The sequence below is a fragment of the Sporosarcina soli genome (assembly GCF_042655805.1).
Lineage (GTDB): Bacteria > Bacillota > Bacilli > Bacillales_A > Planococcaceae > Sporosarcina > Sporosarcina soli.
In genome coordinates this window covers 45202-65490 of record NZ_JBHSNO010000001.1, presented here as the reverse complement: position 1 = coordinate 65490, position 20289 = coordinate 45202, and the positions used below count along the sequence as shown (strand labels likewise).

At 41.1% G+C, this 20289-nt stretch carries 16 protein-coding genes and 1 pseudogene; 1 reads left to right on the top strand and 16 read right to left on the bottom strand.

Translation table 11 applies throughout. The features are described from left to right. Nucleotides 1-132 precede the first annotated feature (132 nt). The 6 genes and pseudogenes from ACFPRA_RS00265 to ACFPRA_RS00240 all read right to left on the bottom strand — a co-directional run bounded on the left by ACFPRA_RS00265 (nucleotide 133) and on the right by ACFPRA_RS00240 (nucleotide 6689). On the bottom strand, nucleotides 133-1302 hold the full coding sequence (locus ACFPRA_RS00265; RefSeq protein ID WP_381429266.1) for an ROK family protein: 1170 nt from the start codon (nucleotides 1300-1302) through the stop codon (nucleotides 133-135). A gap of 18 nt (nucleotides 1303-1320) precedes the next feature. Continuing rightward, entirely contained in the window at nucleotides 1321-2616 is a 1296-nt protein-coding gene (locus tag ACFPRA_RS00260) for an MFS transporter (RefSeq protein ID WP_381429264.1), read from the bottom strand. A 420-nt stretch (nucleotides 2617-3036) separates the two neighbouring features. After that, nucleotides 3037-3536: pseudogene (locus tag ACFPRA_RS00255) on the bottom strand (formylglycine-generating enzyme family protein); the annotation flags it as partial. Between the two features lie 53 nt (nucleotides 3537-3589). Beyond that, nucleotides 3590-4771, bottom strand: coding sequence for an MFS transporter (locus ACFPRA_RS00250; RefSeq protein ID WP_381429262.1), 1182 nt, complete (start codon nucleotides 4769-4771; stop codon nucleotides 3590-3592). A 101-nt stretch (nucleotides 4772-4872) separates the two neighbouring features. Beyond that, on the bottom strand, nucleotides 4873-5421 hold the full coding sequence (locus tag ACFPRA_RS00245) for a hypothetical protein (RefSeq protein WP_381429260.1): 549 nt from the start codon (nucleotides 5419-5421) through the stop codon (nucleotides 4873-4875). Between the two features lie 38 nt (nucleotides 5422-5459). Continuing rightward, nucleotides 5460-6689 carry an FAD-dependent oxidoreductase gene (locus ACFPRA_RS00240; RefSeq protein WP_381429258.1) on the bottom strand — a complete coding sequence of 410 codons (1230 nt, stop codon included), beginning with the start codon at nucleotides 6687-6689 and terminating at the stop codon, nucleotides 5460-5462. A 206-nt stretch (nucleotides 6690-6895) separates the two neighbouring features. On the opposite strand from ACFPRA_RS00240, the gene ACFPRA_RS00235 reads away from it, so the two are divergent. Further along, nucleotides 6896-7657 (top strand): IclR family transcriptional regulator, encoded by a 762-nt coding sequence (locus ACFPRA_RS00235; RefSeq protein ID WP_381429256.1) that lies wholly within the window; start codon nucleotides 6896-6898, stop codon nucleotides 7655-7657. A 99-nt stretch (nucleotides 7658-7756) separates the two neighbouring features. Here the strand turns inward: ACFPRA_RS00235 and ACFPRA_RS00230 are convergent, their stop codons facing one another. From ACFPRA_RS00230 to ACFPRA_RS00185, 10 genes are all read right to left on the bottom strand, one after another. Continuing rightward, nucleotides 7757-10036 (bottom strand): ATP-binding cassette domain-containing protein, encoded by a 2280-nt coding sequence (locus ACFPRA_RS00230; protein ID WP_381429254.1) that lies wholly within the window; start codon nucleotides 10034-10036, stop codon nucleotides 7757-7759. Between the two features lie 184 nt (nucleotides 10037-10220). Continuing rightward, complete coding sequence (locus ACFPRA_RS00225; protein ID WP_381429252.1) at nucleotides 10221-11828, bottom strand: class I adenylate-forming enzyme family protein; 1608 nt, start codon at nucleotides 11826-11828, stop codon at nucleotides 10221-10223. An 18-nt stretch (nucleotides 11829-11846) separates the two neighbouring features. Beyond that, the gene (locus tag ACFPRA_RS00220) at nucleotides 11847-12263 is read right to left on the bottom strand and encodes an acyl-CoA thioesterase (protein WP_381429250.1); all 417 of its coding nucleotides are present in this window, start codon (nucleotides 12261-12263) and stop codon (nucleotides 11847-11849) included. Continuing rightward, nucleotides 12260-13132, bottom strand: a complete 873-nt coding sequence (locus ACFPRA_RS00215) for a fumarylacetoacetate hydrolase family protein (protein WP_381429248.1) — start codon at nucleotides 13130-13132, stop codon at nucleotides 12260-12262. Before ACFPRA_RS00215 ends, ACFPRA_RS00220 begins: the two co-directional genes overlap by 4 nt. A gap of 14 nt (nucleotides 13133-13146) precedes the next feature. Continuing rightward, nucleotides 13147-14268, bottom strand: coding sequence for a cupin domain-containing protein (locus tag ACFPRA_RS00210; RefSeq protein ID WP_381429246.1), 1122 nt, complete (start codon nucleotides 14266-14268; stop codon nucleotides 13147-13149). Between the two features lie 201 nt (nucleotides 14269-14469). Next, complete coding sequence (locus tag ACFPRA_RS00205; RefSeq protein ID WP_381429244.1) at nucleotides 14470-15963, bottom strand: aldehyde dehydrogenase family protein; 1494 nt, start codon at nucleotides 15961-15963, stop codon at nucleotides 14470-14472. A 58-nt stretch (nucleotides 15964-16021) separates the two neighbouring features. Then, the gene (locus ACFPRA_RS00200; RefSeq protein WP_381429241.1) at nucleotides 16022-16855 is read right to left on the bottom strand and encodes a sugar phosphate isomerase/epimerase family protein; all 834 of its coding nucleotides are present in this window, start codon (nucleotides 16853-16855) and stop codon (nucleotides 16022-16024) included. Nucleotides 16856-16944: 89 nt separating this feature from the next. Further along, nucleotides 16945-17991, bottom strand: a complete 1047-nt coding sequence (locus tag ACFPRA_RS00195) for a zinc-dependent alcohol dehydrogenase (protein ID WP_381429239.1) — start codon at nucleotides 17989-17991, stop codon at nucleotides 16945-16947. 14 nt (nucleotides 17992-18005) lie between these two features. Beyond that, complete coding sequence (locus tag ACFPRA_RS00190; RefSeq protein WP_381429237.1) at nucleotides 18006-18794, bottom strand: SDR family oxidoreductase; 789 nt, start codon at nucleotides 18792-18794, stop codon at nucleotides 18006-18008. Between the two features lie 15 nt (nucleotides 18795-18809). Next, a complete protein-coding gene (locus ACFPRA_RS00185; protein WP_239391318.1) occupies nucleotides 18810-20228 on the bottom strand; it encodes an MFS transporter in 1419 nt (472 codons plus the stop codon). Between the last annotated feature and the right edge of the window lie 61 nt (nucleotides 20229-20289).

Sequence of the window (20289 nt, the reverse complement as noted above, 5' to 3'; positions counted from 1 at the left end):
TAAAACATTTACTGACCCGGCATTGAGAATAACCTCTAGTTCAATTACTGAGATAGTCTCATAGCCGCCACCGAACGATACACAACCAGCCAGGTCCACTTTATTCCTTTACGGAATAAAGTGGAGAAATGATTACACACTATTAAAATAGGAGTGGAAAATTTGAATTGCTCCCCCAAGCGCGATTGCATTTTCCCTTAAAGAGCCTTTTTTATAAGTAGGTGATAACAGGTCAGGCATAAAGATGTGAGATTGGGCGCTGCGCACTGCATCATCAAAAAATGAAGATGTTTCATAGATCAGTGGTCCGTGAAGTACCACAAGCTCTGGACGAAGTGAATTAACCATATTCGCTAAACCGACGCCAAAATAAAATGCTGCTTTGTTTGCAATATGAAGAGCACGTTCATCCCCCGCTTGCATTAAGTGTAGGAAATGATGGTAAGTCATATTTTTTTCGCCACTTATCCTTTCAAATTCATCGACCATCGAAGTGATTGTGGAATAAGCAGCTAGACATCCCTGTCTACCACATTTACATACTTTACCATCCGCCTGGACAATCATATGTCCTAAAGCACTGGTATCTCCTAATCCTGAATAAAAGATTTTTCCATCATTCACAAATCCGCCTCTAATTCCAAAACCGTTTATGCAATATAAAATATTTTTATGCACTTCACCACATGCAAAAAGTTCTGCCATGGCTGCCGTATTTGCCCCATTATCCAACATCACGGCTACCGGAAAATCATTGAAATATGCCGGTACATTTACATTTTCCCACCCTAAAGACAGGAAGGATTCCGGTTTCATAATTTTTCTCTCATGACGTAATATAGGCCCCACTGCTCCGACACCAATTCCAAGTAACTGATCAAAAGAAATAGCATATATCTTTAGCCACTTCCAAATAATCCGATTTAATTCTTCAAATATAATCTCAGGCGTATGACTTCTTGTCATTTGAATGATTTCGCTTTCGACAATGGTAAAATTAATCGTTGTGAGAACAATCCGGGTGGTAGTTCGGGATATATCTATTCCAATGATCCAAGCAATCGTTTCGGACACCTCGTATAAAATAGGTGGCCGTCCTCCATTTGACGGACCCACTCCCACTTCTTTGATCCACCCATTTAGTAAAAGTTCTTCAATCACTCGGGTCATCGTCGTTGGCTTTGATTGCATATGTTCTATTAAATCCGCTTTTGTCACGGTTCTTCGTTTATGAATCAAGTGATAGGTTTGTTTTACAAGTTCATTTTTTCGGGAATCATCCTCAAGAAATTTTTTGAACATAATTTTGTCCTGCCTTTACTATAAAACTGGAACTGAATTTTTCTTGCGACTTTCTTTTTCTTCTAATTTAACATGTTGTTCATCCATACTTACCTTTGCTAATTTGGGTTTAACAAAAATAGCAAAAAGCAAACTAAAAATTAAGACAAGACCAGCTATAAATAATATGGACAAATTATAGCCTGCTATTTTATTCGCGCCAGCTAAGGCTACAATTGAGCCTGTTAGGATTGGGCCGACTATGCCCGCGAGATTACCAAACGAAGTTAAAATACTAGCCATCAGACCTCCTCTTTCGGGCAACTCATTAATCATGATGCTTGGACCAATCGGTAATATCACATATGTGAATCCTTTTGCCAGACATAGGGCAATAATAACCCAAACTGGATTTTGAAAGACCGTAACCGAAGCCAAAAATAATGCACCGATGCCCATCGCTCCAGCAACTACGTATACTCTAGATAGACGCCAATTCTGATTCTTTTTAAACAGGTGATCTGAAAATGCCGATACGCCAATATAGATAAGGATGGAAACTACTCCAATTGTCGCCACACCATAACCCATTTGAATTGCAGACAGCTGAACGACTTCCACTAAATAGATTGGCAACCAAATCGTAAACCACACAATTAAAAATTGAGTTGATAAAAAAGCAAATGTCGTAAATAGAGCAGTCGGAGAAGCAACTAATACTAGAAAATCCTTCAACTTAATTTTCTCCAATCGGGCTTTCTTCTGCTTTTCTTTGTAAACTTGCACAGGACTTTCTTTAGTGAAAAACTGGAAAAGGAAAAACCAAACAAAACTTGCAGCACCAAGCAAAGCAAATGCCACTTTCCAGCCAAATGCGACTATTAAAGCGACAAGTAGCGGGGCAACAACCATTGCTCCAACTCCACCGCCAGCTACAACAATTGAAGTGGCAAATCCGATTTGCTTTGGCGGAAACCATTTATGTACATGATTGAAAGCAATAGGGGTATATGGAGCTTCGAAAACACCAAGTAAAACCCTGTATACAATCAGTAATGGCAAGGCTGTGATCGCCAATACTCCAAACTGCAAAACAGTCCATGTTAGCATCAAGAAGCCGAGTATTTTCTTTGCTCCAAAACGATCCGCTAACGCAGCACCAAAAATCCCAGTCACAGGAAATAACCAATAATAACTACTACCAACCAATCCCCATTGCGTATAAGAAAGATTAAAATCCTTCATAATAGAAACAGCTGCAAGTCCTATAATTGACTTATCCGCAAAGTTAATAACCGTCCCAAAAAATAATAGCAAAAGTACAAACCAACGCATACAATCCCTCTTTTCTTCCCCATAATTTCAGCCTTCCCACAATAATTGATACTTGTCAATTAACTGACGAAAACAACTTATTTCCCAGTTGCCACCCCCTTTTTGATAGCGCTTTCAAACCTATTTTAAAGTTGTTTCCTATTTGGTTGAAAGTCGTCCGAGTAATAAATTTTAAATCTTTCGTTAAAGAATATCATCCCTCAGAAAAGAATGTAATCTACAGAAAAATGGTTGTGTAAGTTTTTTTCCTTAATTGTGAGGATTGACATTCGAAACATTACAAATATTGTGTAATTAATAAATTATGTTATTGATAGATAGCGTCGCTATAAAGTAACTTAAAATTTAAAATGCTTTATTTTAATAATAAAACAGTAGCATGAATGAGCGTATCAGTTCACACTACTGTTGATAAAATCTTTAATCCATAATAGAAATATCTTTCACACAACGAAATCCCAAAACCCCAGTTGAACTATCGGGCGTATTAGATGTTCTTGCAGCCACCCGATAACGATTACAATAGGACTCATGACAAAGATAGGATCCCCCGCGCATCGATTTTGCTGTCCCAGTGGAAGATCCTTTTGGATTATTGATGGTATCGATTAAATGATAATCGGAGCTAAACCAGTTTGCGCACCATTCCCACATATTCCCCACCATATTATAGAGACCATAGCCATTCGGTTTAAAGGTGTTGCCAGATGCCGTACTCAAGTAGCCATCAGCTCTCGTATTTTCAAGCGGGAATTTTCCTTGCCAAACATTACAAAGATGTTCACCATTGGGTTCCAGTTCATCTCCCCAAGGAAATATCTTTTGGATGAGTCCGCCTCTCGCCGCATACTCCCATTCCGCTTCGGTCGGCAATCTTTCCCCACCCATTGACAATAGGCCATTGCATCATTCCAAGAAATCACGAACTCCTTAAACTTCAAATTGGTTACCGGTTGTGGAATGAATTTAAAGATTATGCTTCACGATGTTGTTGAGTTCCTTCTATTGAAATGGCATTCTTCTTTTGGGCCCAATAATAGACGGCCATGCCCGTAAAAATATAAACGGAACTAAAAGCGTAGATCATTCCAAGATCCATTCCCCCAGCCAATGCTCCAACGATCAATGACCCGCCGCCAATGCCAATATCTAATGTCGATAGAAAAGTGGCCGTTGCTACGGACCTACGCTTCGGTTCCACACTTTGAATCGCTAGTGTCTGAAAACATGGAAAGAGTGTTCCCCAACCAACTCCAATCAACCCGGCAGCAATGAAGAATAAAAAAGCACCTTGAGCTAGACCAAGGGAAAGCATACCAAGACCAAACAGCAGGATGGCGGGGAAAATGACTACATTTGCCCCATACTGATCAAACCACCTTCCCGTAAACGGCCGAGAGAAGATCAGTACAACCGCAAAGACTGCAAAAAAGAAACTGGATTCAGCCCCTAATCCCCGCTCTGCGGCGAAAATCGCCATAAAAGATAAAACCGTTGAATAGGAAAGGGCAAAAAAAGCAACGGTTAAAGAAATAGGCATCGCCGCTTTTTCAAACATCGACTGTTTTTTCATGATAGTCGTTTTCTCTTCTTTTTCCAACCTTGTCGCTACTCCAAAGACTAATGCCGTAAACGCAAAAAATGCGCCGATCCAAAATAAAACATAAATATCGAATGCCCTGAAAATCGTCAGCGCTATAAAAGGTCCGAGCACCATCGCCAAATTGCTTGACATGACAAAATAGCCCATTCCCTCTCCTTTTCGCGATTCTGGAACAATGTCGGCAATAATGGTCCCTGTTATGGTTGTCGCCATTCCGAAGCCAATCCCATGAATAAATCGTAAAATAAGCAAAGGAATGACAGAATCAAAAAAACTGTAGGAAAAAGAAGCTACCGCAAAAATTAATAATGAAATGATCATTATAAATCGCTTGCCCCGTCGTTCAATCCACGGACCCGTAAATGGACGAATAATGATGGCTGCCACAAGAAAAACAGCCGTAAATAAACCAGCAATCATTCCGGTTGCACCGTAATTACGGATGGCAGCCGAAGGAAAAGATACGAGTAATGCATAATACGTAACAAAGAGAAAAAAATTGGCGACGGATATGAATATAAATTCTTTATTCCACAATACTTCCTTTTCCATTACATCCCTGCTTTCTCTAAAATCAAGTCAATTGAACACGGAAAAAGTTGTACTGGAAATTGATCCCGTACAACTTTTTCCCGATTATATAAACTTTGTACTTAAAGCAGGTAAATCGTATTCCCTTCAGGTCCAAGTGGAACATGGCCAGACTCTAGCAATTCTAATAAGGGTGCAAATAATTCCGTTCTACCCGCCAGCTCTGCTGTGCACGCCAGAACTGCTATATACATCGCGTGTCCGACAAGGAAACTGACTGTTTTTTCCTCGTCACATGTTTGGAAAGCCTTTTCAAATGCAGCATGAAAAACAGCTTGCGGGACTGTGTCAACGGCTTTTTCAAGAAGGGACACTTGCCCTTCTGCCTCGATGTCTTTTTTCAACTGATCGGGAAGCTCACGCAACACTTCCCATAATTCGCTATTATCGAATGTAAGTTTGCTAATTGCATCCGGCACTTGCTCTTTTGAAACCCATTGGATATCGTACTTGTTCACTTGCAAAGCTTGCATGAAACGATGGAATGTTTCCTCCGCCTCTTTCTCTGTCACACCGGCTTTTTCATACCAGTTAATGGCCGTTAACCGTTTGGCTACGTCATTGATGGACTGGGCTTTTGAACCAAACTTATTTTCATTTATCAATACCATTTCGTTATCCTCCTTTTTCTTCGATCTTGCAATATCTATTAATATTTTGTTGTTAGTTCAGGAGGGCCGAATTTTGGTCCGTATGGGCCTTCGTCAAGCCAGCGGCCAAGTGTCGGGACAACTGACACGAGCGAAGCGGCCAGTTCACGTTTCAGATTCATTTCTTTTGATTCGCCTTGCAAGTGATGAAGCGCTGTTGTCGAGCCATCACGGTTCCATTTTGCTGCGATTCTTCGTTCTGTTGCCGCTGCATCGATCGCTTGACGGCGCTCTTCTTCATTTTTTGCTTGGATCGCTTGCTCGATGCCCCGTACAGCAATGATTGCATCAGGTACACCGGAGTTTAAACCGCGTGCGCCAAATGGAGCGAATAAATGTGCAGCCTCTCCGGCCAGTAAAATACGACAATTCGGATCGGTAAACGAATCCGCAACAACTTGGTGGAAACGGTAGGAGGATACCCAAGTGACACGTTCCGCATATTTCGGATCCATCACTTTCGGAAGCCACTCTTTTAGTCCTTCTTCTGATGTATAATCTTCCACTTTGTCATCAGCCAGGAGTTGAAGGTCTACCCGCAATCCGCCTTTAAATGGTACATACATGACGTTGCGGCGACCCATTGCCGGATGCTGATAGTGGAAAATCCGCTCGACTGGCATCGGATCGTTTTCGTCTTCTTCAATGTCAACAACGAGGAATGTATCATGTGTACGTGGTCCTTCAAACTCGATGCCAGCTTGTTCACGAACAACTGAGCGAGCCCCATCACAGCCGATGACGTAATCCGCTTCCCATACATCGCCTGAAGCAGTTGTCAATTTGACACCATCCTTAGCAATATCCAAATTTTTTGCCGGCTCACCATAGACAAATTCAACGCCCGCCGCAATACAAGCGTCATAAATGATTTTCTCGATATGATGTTGGTGAAGCGATGTAAAGTGCGGCAATTTAGTCGTATCTTGGTTATTCGTAATACCATAATTACGGACATACACTTCTTTCCCACGAAATAAAGTTCGTTTGATTGGCCAGATGATACCGTTTTTCGCCAGCTCAAAACCAAGCCCTTGCGATGTTTCTTCCAAAAGTTTTAGCGACGCGCTATGTAAAAAGATTGCACGGCTTCCGGCTCTTGGCGCATCTTTCTCTTCCGCTTCGATGACGACACAGGAAATCCCCTTTTTTTGTAGAGCCAGACCTGCAATCATTCCCACCGGCCCTGCTCCTACGACGATTACATCACGCTTGTTAACAGTTGTCATAACTACTAGCACCCCTTTGTTTGAATAAAGAATTAATTATTAAGTTAATTATAAAGAATAATCTTCAGCCAATCATATGGGTTTGTTCTTCTGTGCGGAACGATATAAATAAAATATTTATTTCGTCTCTCTTTTCGTAAAATAGCAAAAAATCCACTTCGATGGTAAAATAGTAATGTAATCATACATAAAGGTGGTTCTCACTTATGTCAGACAAAGAAAACTTGCCGAAAATCCAGGCACTTATCGTCGGGTTCTCGATTATTGAACTTGTAGCCAAAAGCCCGCAACCGCTTAAGTTCAACGACATCCATCATCATACGAAAATCACGAAAAGTAATTTGCATAAATATTTACATACACTCACCTCCCTTGGCGTTTTGTATCGCGATCAGGAAAGTGGCCATTACTCGGGTGGACCAGCACTGATTGATTACGGAATGGCAACGGTCAACAGTGAAAATATTTTGGAGAAAGTGGGTCCTTTTTTGGAAGAGATCAATATCCTTTCAAAAGAAACGACTTTGCTTGCTGTATGGACGCATGATGGACCGACAATCATTCACATGATTCATAGCCGTGCAGGATTAAATTTAGGAGGCCAAGTCGGGACTGTTCTTCCGATTCATTCGGCTGGTGGGAAGCTATTTGGAGCATTATTAAACGGACCTTTGCTGGATGAGTGGATAGCCGGTGAAACTGAACATCTTTCCGCTGAAGAAAAGGCAACTCTCCAAACAGATTTTGAAGAAATTCAAAAAAATGGCATCGCATTTGCTAGTGAAGCACTCGCCCCATCAATTTCTTCGACAGCGATTCCAATCTTCAATCATGACTCGCGTATGTTGGGTGCCATTATCATTGTTGGATTTCAAGGTACGGTTCCAGCTAGCCTTGAAGAGGAGCTTAGTGTTCAACTTCTTAAAAAAAGCGAGGAAATATCAAGTCTATTCGGATTCTCCAAATAAGAACAGTATAAAACGCACACTTTTTGAAGCGGCATGTAAAAGCCAACCCAGTTACATGGCAGTTTTTCCGTGTAACTGGATTACTTATGCCTATTGCTTTTAGAGAAAACGTTCTCTAACTCCCTCTTTTAACCATTTAGCTGTCAATGTTTGTGCATTGAGCATCTCTTCCGGTGTCCCCTCGAAGAGTATACGTCCGCCTTGTTTTCCTCCTCCTGGTCCCATTTCGATGATCCAGTCACTCGCTGCGATAAAGTCTAGATTATGTTCAATTATGATAACGGAATTACCCTTATTCACAAGTTTTTGAAATACATCTAAAAGTTTTCCATTATCTTTTGTGTGAAGCCCTATGGAAGGTTCATCTAATAGGTAGATTTGTCCTTCTTTTTGTAAGTGGCTTGCCAGTTTTAAACGTTGAATTTCTCCTCCGCTTAGAGAGCTTGTCGTCTGGCCTAAAGCTAGATACCCTAATCCTACGTCTTTTAGTGTATTAACTCGTTTGATGATCTTTGGCATCTTAAAATAGGAAATCGCCTCATCTATCGTTAACTCTAAAATCTCTACAATATTTTTTGCTTGATATCGATAAGACAGTGCCTCGTCTGAATATCTCGTACCGGCACATGCTTCGCAGGGAATCGTCACTGGATCTGCAAATGCTACGTCTGGCGTGATGACTCCTTTCCCTTTGCAAATCGGACATGCGCCTGAAGAGTTAAAGCTGAACAAACCAGGTGGTTGTCCTGTTTCTTTTGAAAAAAGGGAGCGGATATCATCCATAATTCCCATATAGGTAGCAAGTGTCGAACGGCTAGAGGTTCCGATACTGCCTTGCCCTACGCTTATGGTTTCTGGATAAATTTCCGTAAAGGCTTCCAACATTAAAGAGCTTTTCCCTGAACCCGATACGCCACAAACAGACACTAAGACATTTTTAGGAATCGTTACGCTTATATTTTTCAAGTTATTGTGATTTGCTCCGCTGATGGCAAAATAATCTTTTATTTCTCTTGGATTTTTGTTGATAGTTAGTTGGTGAGTTAGGGTTGTTGCGGTCGGCGTGTTTTTTAGTTCTTCTACTGGTCCTTGATAGACAACTTCTCCTCCATTGACACCTGCTCCTGGTCCCATTTCTATGATTTCATCCGCTACTTTGATGATGGATACATCGTGTTCAATGACGATGACAGTATTATGTTGGGCCTTTATACTTTTTAACATCTGAATTAACAAATCCACTTCTTCCGGATGGAGTCCTGCACTAGGTTCGTCAAAAATATAGGTGATATTGTTTAGACTGCTCCCTAAATGACGAGCGATTTTTACCCTTTGCGCTTCGCCGCCAGACAAGGTGCCCATTTTTCTTGATAGACTCAAATAGCCTAATCCCATTTCCACTAATTGCTTTAGAGGAGGAATTGCTTGCTGTGCGATATATTCTCCCAAAGGGTCTTGTAGTGTTGTTAATTCTTCCAGTAGTTCGGTTAGCTCAAACTGATCGTATTCTGCAATATTGAAACCATTTACCCTACATTCCAATACTTTGGGATTCAGTCCTGATCCTTGGCAGGTCGGGCATAATGTATGTGTGGATACAGCTAAGACATCATCTTGGGTCACTCCTTTTAACTTCGAAATGTCTCTATTAATATAAAGGCGCGTAAATCTTGGCAATACCCCATCCCAATCATGTTTTTGTGGTCCATTTTTCGTATGAAACGGTGCATTGACTTTTTCACCTTCCTTGGGACCATATAAGAGCAGCTGGCGCTTTTCTTCCGAATAGTCCTTTATCGGTAAATCTGGCTCGAACAACCCACAGGTCATCATCCAGTTGCCTTGCCAGCCGGAAGGTGATAAGGGCTTAAATCTTACCGCATAATCACGAAGAGACTTCTCCAAATCGACCATCTTATTTAAGTCCGGCGCAATGATCTCCCCAAACCCACTACATGCCGGACAACTACCAAAAGAACTTTGGCTTGAAAATTCGTTTGCAGAACCGATTGATGGTTTTCCTATTCTTGAAAACAAAAGTCTAATTAAAGGATTGATATCCATATAAGTGCCAACTGTTGAACGAGAATTGCCTCCGACAGGTCTTTGCTCGACTACGACAACGGGGCTTAAGTTTTGCATAAGATCAGCGTGAGGTCTTTCGTACCGCGGCATTTGATAGCGGATATACTGTGGGTAGTTCAACGTCATTTGTCTTCTACTTTCCGTAGCTAATGTATCAAATACGACTGAACTCTTTCCCGAGCCTGAAAGACCCGTAAATACGATGATTTTTTCTTTTGGTATATTTAAGTCTACACTTTTCAAGTTATTTTCTTTAAGCCCTCGTAAAATGATTTCATCTTTTATTCCCGACATTTAATCATCCTTCCTGATTATATCTCAATCAATCAGTCGCTTATGAATACTGTCTCGCATCCACCCTCTTCTTTTCCACTTTTTTGTCTCGTTGGATTGTCAGACCTTTATCAATTTCAGGCTTACACCTTGACCACAACAAAAGAGATCGAAAGAAATTGCTCTTCTTTCGACCTCTTTTGTCTTATCTATTATCCTTTTCCGAGCGTCCCACCATTGAACAGCTAAGCAGTCGAGCCTCCGTCCGAAGCGGTCCTTTGGAGATTTTGCCCGATGGCGTTGTTGGAAGCTCTGAACGGATTTCCAAATACTCGGGAACTTTGTAAATAGCAAACCCTTTTTCCAATAGAAATGCTTTCATCTCTTCCAACTGGAATGATTCCTCATCCCTCACTGTCACGTAGGCACATGCCCTTTCTCCTAGACGTGCATCTGGGACACTGACCACCGCAGCCCGATGAATTTTAGGATGCATCTGTAACGCCTCTTCAATTTCCGATGCATGGAATTTCAAGCCACCCCGATTGATGGTATCTTTCGACCTTCCTAAAAAATACACATAGCCGTCCTGATCTAGATAACCTTGGTCTCCAGTTAGGAAAAAACCATTGTTAGTCATGGAAGATTCCGTTGCACTTGGGTTTCGATAATACTCGATGAACAAACAATCGCCTTTAAAGGCAATTTCCCCCATTTCTCCGACTGGAAGCGGTTCAAGATTATCATTTAAAATGACAATTTCCCCTGAAGGGCATGCCCGCCCGACCGTTTCCCATGCTTTCGAAGGTTCATCATCGGGTCTAGTAAACGCTCCCGCACACACTTCAGTCATTCCCCATTGAGCAGCGACTTTACAGTTGAAACGTTTGCGCACATCTTTTACCATTTGTGCTGGTATGGTTGTTCCTCCTGTTAACACAAGGCGCAAATTCATCCTAGTCGTCTGATCTGCTTCGACGCGATGCAACAGATCGATCAAATGTGCCGGTGCCGCAATCAAGAAGGAGACATGTTCACTCCCGATTGTTTCCAACACTTGCTCCACATGATAATCAGGATACACATAATGCTTCGCCCCTTGATGAAGCCCGATCATGATCATCGGCAAGGAAAACATATGACACAGCGGTGTCAAGCTGTAGATTGTATCTTCCTCAGTCATGGCATATTCTTTTCCATTTAACAAATGGGGTGCCACAAATGTCCGAAATGAATGAAGAACAGCTTTCGGATTCGATTCGGTTCCAGACGTAAACATGATCAAAGCAGGATCGTCTACATCTGGCGTGTGATCGGTTATTTCGCCATTAAATGCAGGCTCTTCATCGAGCAAAGTCGAGAAAGAAATGCTTCGTTCATCCTCTTTTTCCCCTACGACAAGTATATGGTGAAGTAGAGGTAATTCAACTTTGACGTCATAGGCCAATTTTTCGAAATTGACTTTTCCACCGTTCCCCGACACGACCAATGCTTTTGTCTCGCAATGCCTTAGCATATAGGTCAATTCCTGCTGCCGGTAATTCGGGCTAAGCGGGTTGAATACAAGACCGATCTCAGCTGCCGCGAGATGGGCAATGACAAATTCAATACTGTTTGGTAATTGTACAGCCAGTACATCCCCATTCCGCAAGCCCATTGCTAGAAAATGTTTGGCTAGCCGCTGGGATTGCCACCTGATATCTTCAAAGCTTAGTTCGTTATGTCCGTCCGTAAAAGCGATTTTCCCTCTATATGTCGATGCCGCTTCACTTAGTAATTCCTGGATCGTTAATGGTAGATTGAAGGTCTTCAAATAGTCACCACCCGATTTTTATGAAGGATTTTTTACTAGCCCAAATGCTTGCTGCACATCTTCAGGAATTGGAACCGCTTTGGGCACTCCATCCGCAGTTGACGTCCAAGCTCTCTTTTCATAACCAGATGCAACGACTTGCTCTCCTCTTTTAAACACATGCTCGACTTTAAACACTTTGTTCTGCACTTCGACCACTTGCGAATGAACTTCGATTTGGTCTTCAAAAAACAAAGGGGATTTGAACTGGCAGAAAGTTTCTAACAATGGAAGAATGATTTTTCGCTCCGTTTGCAATTTCGAAACCGGTAACACTGCTTTTCCGACCAACTCATGTGCTGCCTGGTCCATCCAGCGATAAAAATTTGGATAAAAAACGATTCCTGCTGCATCTGTATCACCAAATACGACTTTTATCGGGTGTATATTTTTCAAGCTTTCGTTGCCCCCACTTCTTCTGTTATCTCGGCATGCTTAACGTCTACTGTGAATTCGCCGATATCTTCGATTTTAATACGCACTTTATCGCCTGCTTCAATTGGTCCTACTCCATCAGGTGTACCTGTGGCAATAATATCTCCAGGGAGAAGCGTCATATTGTCACATGCCACTTCAAAACATTTGAAGCAGTCGTAAATGAGGTGCTTTGTGCTGCCGTCTTGCCTCACTTCGTCATTGACCCATAACGTCATCTTCAAGTCATTCGGATTGTCAATTTCATCCGCAGTGACAATCCATGGACCGATCGGTGTAAACGTGTCAAACGATTTTCGCCAAGTCCGTTCTTCATTGCCACGGACTGAAATATCTAATAAGGCAAAGTAGCCAAAAATGTAGTTTTCTGCCTCTTCCGCTTTCACATTTTTCGCCTTTTTACCAACGACATAGCCCAGCTCTGCTTCATGATCCGTACGGCGGTCTTTGTAAGGTAACAGAATCGGATCCATTGGTCCAGAGAGCGATTCTGGAGATTTCAAAAATAATGCAATCTCTTCAATTGTCCTTGGCGCATTGTTGAACATTTTATTCATTTCATCCTGATGGGACTTGTAATTGACGGGTGCAGCCCAAATTTTCCGGGTGCTTGGAACTGGCGATTTAAAAAATACATCCTCGATCGCATAGGCTTTCCCTGTTTCCGCCTCTTTTTCCATATTGTCTTTCAATTGTTCGTAGTTTTCTACTAGATAAAGAAAAGAAGATTCCGGATTGTTCGTATCCCAATTGGCGGCTTTGGAAACGTCCACCACTTTGTCTTCTTTAACAATGCCCAATAAGTCTTCGTTAAAAATAGCGATTTTCATGTGCGTATTCCCCTTTATTCCTCATTTGCTTCAGCTTTAAAAGTTGATGTGATAATTTGTTGTCCTCCGTTTTCTTCGTAGGCATTGCCAAATTCAAGATCCAGCTTCTCCATAACCGGCTTATCATTGTAGGAGAACAGATAAGCATCTTCTTCGCCTGTATTGACATGCTCGTGATAGCTCCATGGTGGCAAGATAAAGAAATCCCCTTTTTCCCATTCGAATTTCTGTCCATCGATCACTGTATATCCCTGTCCTTCAAATACGTGGTAAATGGCACTATGGACATGGCGGTGGGCTTTCGTATGTTGGCCAGGTACTAATTTTTGCATCACTGTTCCGATACGGCCATCTGCAGAACCGCCTGTTGACGGATTAATATATTCAATTGCGTACGCTTCATACGGATCATTATCTTCCTCAGTCATGTGATCCAATAAATATTTCACCCGGTCAAGCTTGTAACCATATACCGGCGATGGGTAGCCAGGCTCGATTTTTTCGTTTAATTTCTTATAGGCTCCGCCCCTATATTGTTCAATGGCATATTCTTCAGGAGCCAGCGCTGGATAAGATTCCTCTTTGAACTGTTCAAAATATGAGGCAGCAAGCGATTTGACAAGACCAACATCCAATCCGTCCATCCAAAACACAGGTTCAGTGCCTTCATGCTTATGTTCGTGCCAAGTCCATGCAGGTGTCAAGATCATATCGCCACGTTCCATATACGTTTTCTCACCATTTACAGCTGTGTAAGCGCCTTCACCTTCAATAATAAAACGGATCGCCGCTTGTGAATGACGATGGGAAGGTGCATATTCCCCTGGAAGGAGCAGCTGAATCCCTGCATATAACGTATGTGTTCCAAAGCCGATCAACCCTTTGTCTATCAAGCTTGGATTTTGTAAATAAACGACACGACGCTCTGCATCTTTACCCGGTTCCAGCAACTGACCCGACTGCAACGCAAAATCACGGACAGTCTTCCATTTCCACAAATACGGCTTGACATCATGGACCGGCTCTTTCGTCACCATATGACCGAGATCCTTCCAAAGCGCCCCGAGGTTTTCCTTTTTCAAATTATCATAGTATGCATCCAATTCTTTTTTCGTAAAAAGATGTTTCGATACCATACTCCTCCACCCCTATTTAATAGAATAGTTTTAAACACCAAGACTTTGCAATATCATTCCTGAGAACTTAGTTCTCTTTGTTTATTATTATCTCACTTTCTTTAAATTTGTCAATAGTCTGGTTTTTGTTTTTTAGGGAACTTCGAGGCATAGTGAAAAGCTGATTCAAGCCTTATAGCTTAAATCAGCTTTTGGAATTGCTTAAAAAGGAAACGCCCTTGCCTTTGTTTGGACGGAAACCCACTTCAATGTTGTATACTCATCAACGACCCACGGATTGCCAAACCGGCCAAGTCCGCTCGCTTTCGTTCCTCCGAATGGAATATTCGGTGCATCATTGACAGTTTGGTCATTAATATGGGTCATCCCTGTATCAAGTGCCACTGCGTACTGTTCCCCTTTTTTCAAATCACTTGTAAAGATGTAAGAACTCAACCCATGTGCTGTTTCTCCTGCCATTTCCACAGCTTCCTCATCGGTTTCCGCTTTAATGATGAGCGCGATTGGCGCAAAAAGTTCCGTTTGAGCAATTTCACTCGTATTTTTCACGTCTGTAAAGACATACGGTGTCAAGACATTCCCTTCTTTTTTTCCTTCAAGAACCATTGTCGCTCCTTCTTTTTTCGCCAGTTCCACAAAGCCAACCGCTTTTTCCAGTTGGCGCTCATTAATCAGCGGTCCGATGACAGTCTTTGGATCCTGTGGATTCCCGCAAGTCAGTTCCTTCGCCCGTACCGTAAACTTCTCCACAAATTCATCATGTTTATCTTTATGGACAATGATCCGATTAATAATCATACAGATTTGTCCTTGGTGGATGAACTTTCCAAAAATAGCTGCGTTGACAGCTTGGTCGACATTTGCGTCGGCAAGCACAACAAATGGGCTGTTTCCTCCCAGTTCCAGCGCGACCCGTTTCAAATTTTGGCCTGCTATCGAACCGATATGACGCCCGACGGCTGTTGAACCTGTAAAACTGATGAGACGCGGGATCGGGTTCGTCAACATCTCATCTCCGATCTCATCAATATCACTCAGTATGAGATTAAAGACACCAGCCGGAAGCCCTGCATATTCAAATGCTTTTGCGAACAGCACGCCGCCGACAAGCCCCACTTGAATATCCGGCTTATGAACAACTGCATTTCCTAGCGCAATGGCTGGAATAATTGCCCGCATCGATAGATTGACCGGAAAATTGAACGGTGAAATGGTGGAAATGACGCCGAGTGGCAGGCGGTAAATTTTATTAATTTTTCCTTCTGGCCCTCCCGGAACTTCTTGTACGGTACCGACTTGGTCCACGTAGTTTAACGCTTCTTCAAGAACTTCCATCGCTAGATGATGTTCAACATTCGCTTTTAACAGCGTCCCACCCGTCTCACGGTTAATGAGTTGCACGATTTCTTCCTTATGCTCAGTCAAATAATGGATCGCTTTTTCAATCACTTGCTTGCGCTCTTCAATAGAAGCTTTCGCCCATTTCTTTTGTGCTTCCGCTGCGTTTTGAAAAGCTTCTTCTACCTGCCCTTTGGACGCTAATTTAATTTCTGCAATGACTGAATTGTCATAAGGATTGATGTTTTTGTAAATCCTGTCGCTCTTTCCTTCCACCCATTGCCCGTTAATATAACTATTTCCATCGACCAATTCACCAATAAAACCGTTTTTTGCAATCGTTTCAGACTGTTGCATGCCTATACCCCGCTTTCCGTTTGTTTTTTCTTGAATTGTTGACAAGTAAATATAACCATTAGTTAAACCATTCTTTAAGCCTTACTAATGATTCCTTTGCATATATTGACATAATTTGTACCGTTTCCTCTCCCTTGTCAGCATTAAAAGGATTAGTACCTGGTGCCATACACTCGAGTACGACCGTTTTATCAAATTCAATTTCTTTCATTACGGATACTATTTTTTCAAAATCAATCTGCCCTCTGCCCAAACCTTGTCGATTACTATCCGCAAAGTGAACGACTTCTATCCAGTCCTTCAGTTTCAGAAACGCTTCCTTCACATTAGACTCTTCGATATTCATGTGGTAAGTATCTAACAAGCCTTTAACGTTGGGATGATTGACTTCCATTACAAAGTTAAGTAAATCGTCAGAATTATTCACGATACAACTTTCGTATCGATTAATTGGTTCTATCACCAAAGTGATTCCATTTTCCTTCGCCGTTTCAGTAAGGTTACAAACCGATTCAATAGCCCATTTCCAATCCTCGCTTTTTTTATTTCCAAGTAAAGAATATTTCCCTACTGCAGAAGGAACAACAATTAAATAATTACCTTCTACCATTTTGACACATTCAATCTGGCGTTTAAAATAATCAACAGCCAGCTTTCGATTCACCCTATTTGTATTTGCTAAATCATGTTCTTCAATCGGCCAACCACTATCACAGAGAAGACCATTAATTTCAATGGAATAATCCTTCGCTAACTGTTTTACTTCCTTCCAATTATAATCGTTAACCAGAGCTTGCATGTCAATATGTTTATACCCTGCAGCAGAAACGCGATCAAATACTTTTTCAATGGGTATATTTCCAAACGTCCAGCTACAAATGGAATATCTCATACATATTCCCCCCTCGTATAAATATAGATTCGATTATTTAAACTAGTTCACTATCCCTCCATAATAAGTAAAATTTACCGTCAATACTTTTAATCATTGCATTTGATGAGGACTTTCGGGTACTTTCCACTCATATGCGCATCAAATGCATCTACTCCACGATCTAACGGAAAAATCTTTTGTGTAAATGGCCTTAGATTAAGTTTTGGTAACATTTGTAACGCTCTAGGAAAAGCATAAGGTGCAACAAAAATGCCTGAGATCGTTAATTCTTGAAAATAACATTTTTCATACAGATTTAACGGCATTTCATAATCTCCTGGGAACATGGCAGTATATAGAACTGTGCCACCCCGGGCTGCAATATCGGCTGCAGCCATAGCTGCTTTCGGAGATCCTGATGCCTCAATAACAACGTCAAATCCACGTCCCTCTGTTATTTGTTTTGCTTTTTTAACAACGTCCTCTTCGGTAGGATCAATTACATGTTCTGCCCCAAATTCTATTGCCAGATTACGTCTGTCCTCAATTGGTTCAATAAGTGTTAATGAAGTTGCACCGAATTTCTTGAACATCTGTAGCGTTAATAATCCTATTGGACCGCCTCCAGATATAGCAACGCGTTGACCAACTTTTATATTGGTTTTATCAACTGTCCGTACTGCAATTGCAACAGGTTCAAGTAGACATGCCTCTTCAAGCGGGACTTCATCCGGTACTTTCCAAACTTGCGATTCATGCCAAACAACAGATTCTGACATGCCTGGACGATTATAATCATGTAAATTTTCACAAAATTGTTCTTGTCCATTTAAACAGTAATAGCAAGTTCCGCAAAATTTTATAAAGTTTCCGGCTACACGATCACCCACTTGAAGCCCTTTCTTAGTCGCATTAGGACCAAGTTCAATAATAATACCTGATACTTCATGACCGAGGCCAAATGGAGGATTCCATCCGAAAACACCTTCAACTAAGTGTGGATCGGATCCGCATATTGAGCAATAAGCTATTTTAATTTTGACATCTTCGTCTCCGACCTCCTGTTCAGGTAGGTCAATGATATCAACCCGTCCCCTTGTTTTTTCATCCGGATCTTTTAAACTTCCGATTTTCACTGCTGCAACCGTTTTCATAATTCTTCCTCCTATTAAATTGTTGTCGTAAATCCACCATCTACATTTATCGTCCAGCCATTAATATAATTTGAAGCATTACTTGCTAAAAAAACTGCTGTCCCCATTAGGTCATACTCTTTCCCCCACCGTCCTACTGGAATACGTTCAACAATCTTGTTGTAATATGTTTTATCTTCTAAAAATCCTTTTGTCATTTCAGTCTCTAAAAAACCTGGGGCGATTGCGTTAGTTTGAATGTTGTATTGACCTGCTTCATTCGCAAAGACTTTCGTCAATCCAACAATTGCATGTTTACTAGTTGTATAGGGCGGACAATTTTTATCTGCTGTAAACGCAAGTGCAGATGCAATATTTATTATCTTTCCCGATTTTTGTTTTACCATTTCCTTTACAACCCGATGACTTAAGTAATAAACTGCATTCAAGTTAATATCCATTACTTTCTGCCATGTTGAATCTGGGTAATCTATGAAATCTCCGAATATACCTACGCCGGCATTATTTACTAAAATGTCAATTCGACCGTATTCCCGCATGCAACACTGAACTACTTCGTCAATGTAAGACTGATTTGAAAGATCCCCTTGTAAAAAAACAACCTTCCTTCCTATTTCTTCAATCAATCTCTTTGTTTCTGAAATGTCATCGGTAAAATGAGGGATGAATAAGTCTGCTCCCGCTTTTGCAAATGCAACGGCATATGCCATACCTAGACCTTGGTTTGCTCCTGTTACAATAGCCACTTTTCCTTTTAGTGAAAATGCATTCTCTAATGAAAAATCCTCCAATTTACTTACCACTAATTTCCCTCCTTTTTATTGACTCTGATTTCGAATGGCTAATTCGGACATTATTTTTTCTACTTTTTCTTCTGTCAAATTATAAAAAAGCATAAAAATGATTAATGTGACAACACAAATCGCTGCTGGTAAAACAGACGCAATAAGTAAAATACCATTCAATGCATCTACTGATTGAGTTGCGTTTGGAACATAGCCAACTGTGGCTAAGACCCACGTCGGGATTACACCCCCAACCGTCATTGCAACTTTTAGTCCTAGACCAATCGTTGTGTAAACAACTGCTGGATAACGTTTTCCTGTGTTATACTCAGCGTATTCAACCGCATCTGGAATGATAGACCAGAGTATACCCATTAAAATCCCGTAACCAAATGAGGCAACTCCCTTAGCGGTCATCAATAATGCAATTTCAGTAACTGGGATAATATAAATCATTGCTGATCCTATTGCAGCAATCAGTAAGCCAAGCGCAACTGTATTTTTTTTCTTGATCATTCTAACAAGCAGCGGAACGAAAGGAACAGCAATCACTGAAGGTAATACATTCATCAATGAAAAGATACCGACCAAATCAAACCGTTCCGCATTGTATGTCATATAGTAAATCCCCGAAGCAGATCCTATTGTATTAAATCCGTAAACACCGACAAAGAGAAGAAATAAAACGACACTTGGACGATTAGTACCTAACTGTATGAATATGTCTTTTATTTTCACTGGATCTAAGTGCGATGTAGATTTGATTCTTTCCTTTATCGTTGTATAGCTATAAATTAAAATCGCTGCGGTAATAATAGAAAGTAAGATAACCGTTATTTGATAACCCGTTGCCAAATCATTTTTACCGAAAAATCCTGTTAAATATGGAATGAACAAAGCAACGATAACTCCCCCACTTTGGGCAAACGTCATTCGAACCGAATTAAGTTTTGTTCTTTCATTTGGATCCGCCGTCATAACGGTTGTCAATGCTGTATATGGTTGAATAATAAAAGTGAATGCCATATTTAATAAATTATACGTAAGATAGGCCCAGATTAACTTTCCAATATCACCTAAATCGGGAACGGTAAATGCTAATATCGCCATAAGTGCATAAGGAATAGCACCCCATAATATGTACGGCTTATATTTTCCCTTTTTAGGATTTAGTCGTTCAGCCAAGGCCCCCATCATCGGATCATTCAGCGCATCCCAAAACCTTGAAAGTAGAAACATGACAGAAACTTGTACTGCAGATAAACCATATACATCCGTGTAATAGAAAGTGATAAACATAAGAATCGACTGGAATACAAGATTCATTGCAAGGTCAACTAGGGAATAACCAATGATTTCTTTCCTTTCCAGTTTATAAAAACCTGGTTGGGGGCCAGTCTTTATATAGGCATTTTCCGAATTAACTTTTTTAACACTTTCAGTAATTTGCATCTTATTTCCCCCTTTATTTCCTTGTTGCTTATCAATTTAAGTTGAATGAAATGGAAAATAC

Bases quoted from the DNA above. Each gene is read 5' to 3' on its own strand.
- ACFPRA_RS00265 (WP_381429266.1), bottom strand. From the start codon at position 1,302: ATGTTCAAAAAATTTCTTGAGGATGATTCCCGAAAAAATGAACTTGTA.
- ACFPRA_RS00260 (WP_381429264.1), bottom strand. From the start codon at position 2,616: ATGCGTTGGTTTGTACTTTTGCTATTATTTTTTGGGACGGTTATTAAC.
- ACFPRA_RS00250 (WP_381429262.1), bottom strand. From the start codon at position 4,771: ATGGAAAAGGAAGTATTGTGGAATAAAGAATTTATATTCATATCCGTC.
- ACFPRA_RS00245 (WP_381429260.1), bottom strand. From the start codon at position 5,421: ATGGTATTGATAAATGAAAATAAGTTTGGTTCAAAAGCCCAGTCCATC.
- ACFPRA_RS00240 (WP_381429258.1), bottom strand. From the start codon at position 6,689: ATGACAACTGTTAACAAGCGTGATGTAATCGTCGTAGGAGCAGGGCCG.
- ACFPRA_RS00235 (WP_381429256.1), top strand. From the start codon at position 6,896: ATGTCAGACAAAGAAAACTTGCCGAAAATCCAGGCACTTATCGTCGGG.
- ACFPRA_RS00230 (WP_381429254.1), bottom strand. From the start codon at position 10,036: ATGTCGGGAATAAAAGATGAAATCATTTTACGAGGGCTTAAAGAAAAT.
- ACFPRA_RS00215 (WP_381429248.1), bottom strand. From the start codon at position 13,132: ATGAAAATCGCTATTTTTAACGAAGACTTATTGGGCATTGTTAAAGAA.
- ACFPRA_RS00210 (WP_381429246.1), bottom strand. From the start codon at position 14,268: ATGGTATCGAAACATCTTTTTACGAAAAAAGAATTGGATGCATACTAT.
- ACFPRA_RS00205 (WP_381429244.1), bottom strand. From the start codon at position 15,963: ATGCAACAGTCTGAAACGATTGCAAAAAACGGTTTTATTGGTGAATTG.
- ACFPRA_RS00200 (WP_381429241.1), bottom strand. From the start codon at position 16,855: ATGAGATATTCCATTTGTAGCTGGACGTTTGGAAATATACCCATTGAA.
- ACFPRA_RS00195 (WP_381429239.1), bottom strand. From the start codon at position 17,991: ATGAAAACGGTTGCAGCAGTGAAAATCGGAAGTTTAAAAGATCCGGAT.
- ACFPRA_RS00185 (WP_239391318.1), bottom strand. From the start codon at position 20,228: ATGCAAATTACTGAAAGTGTTAAAAAAGTTAATTCGGAAAATGCCTAT.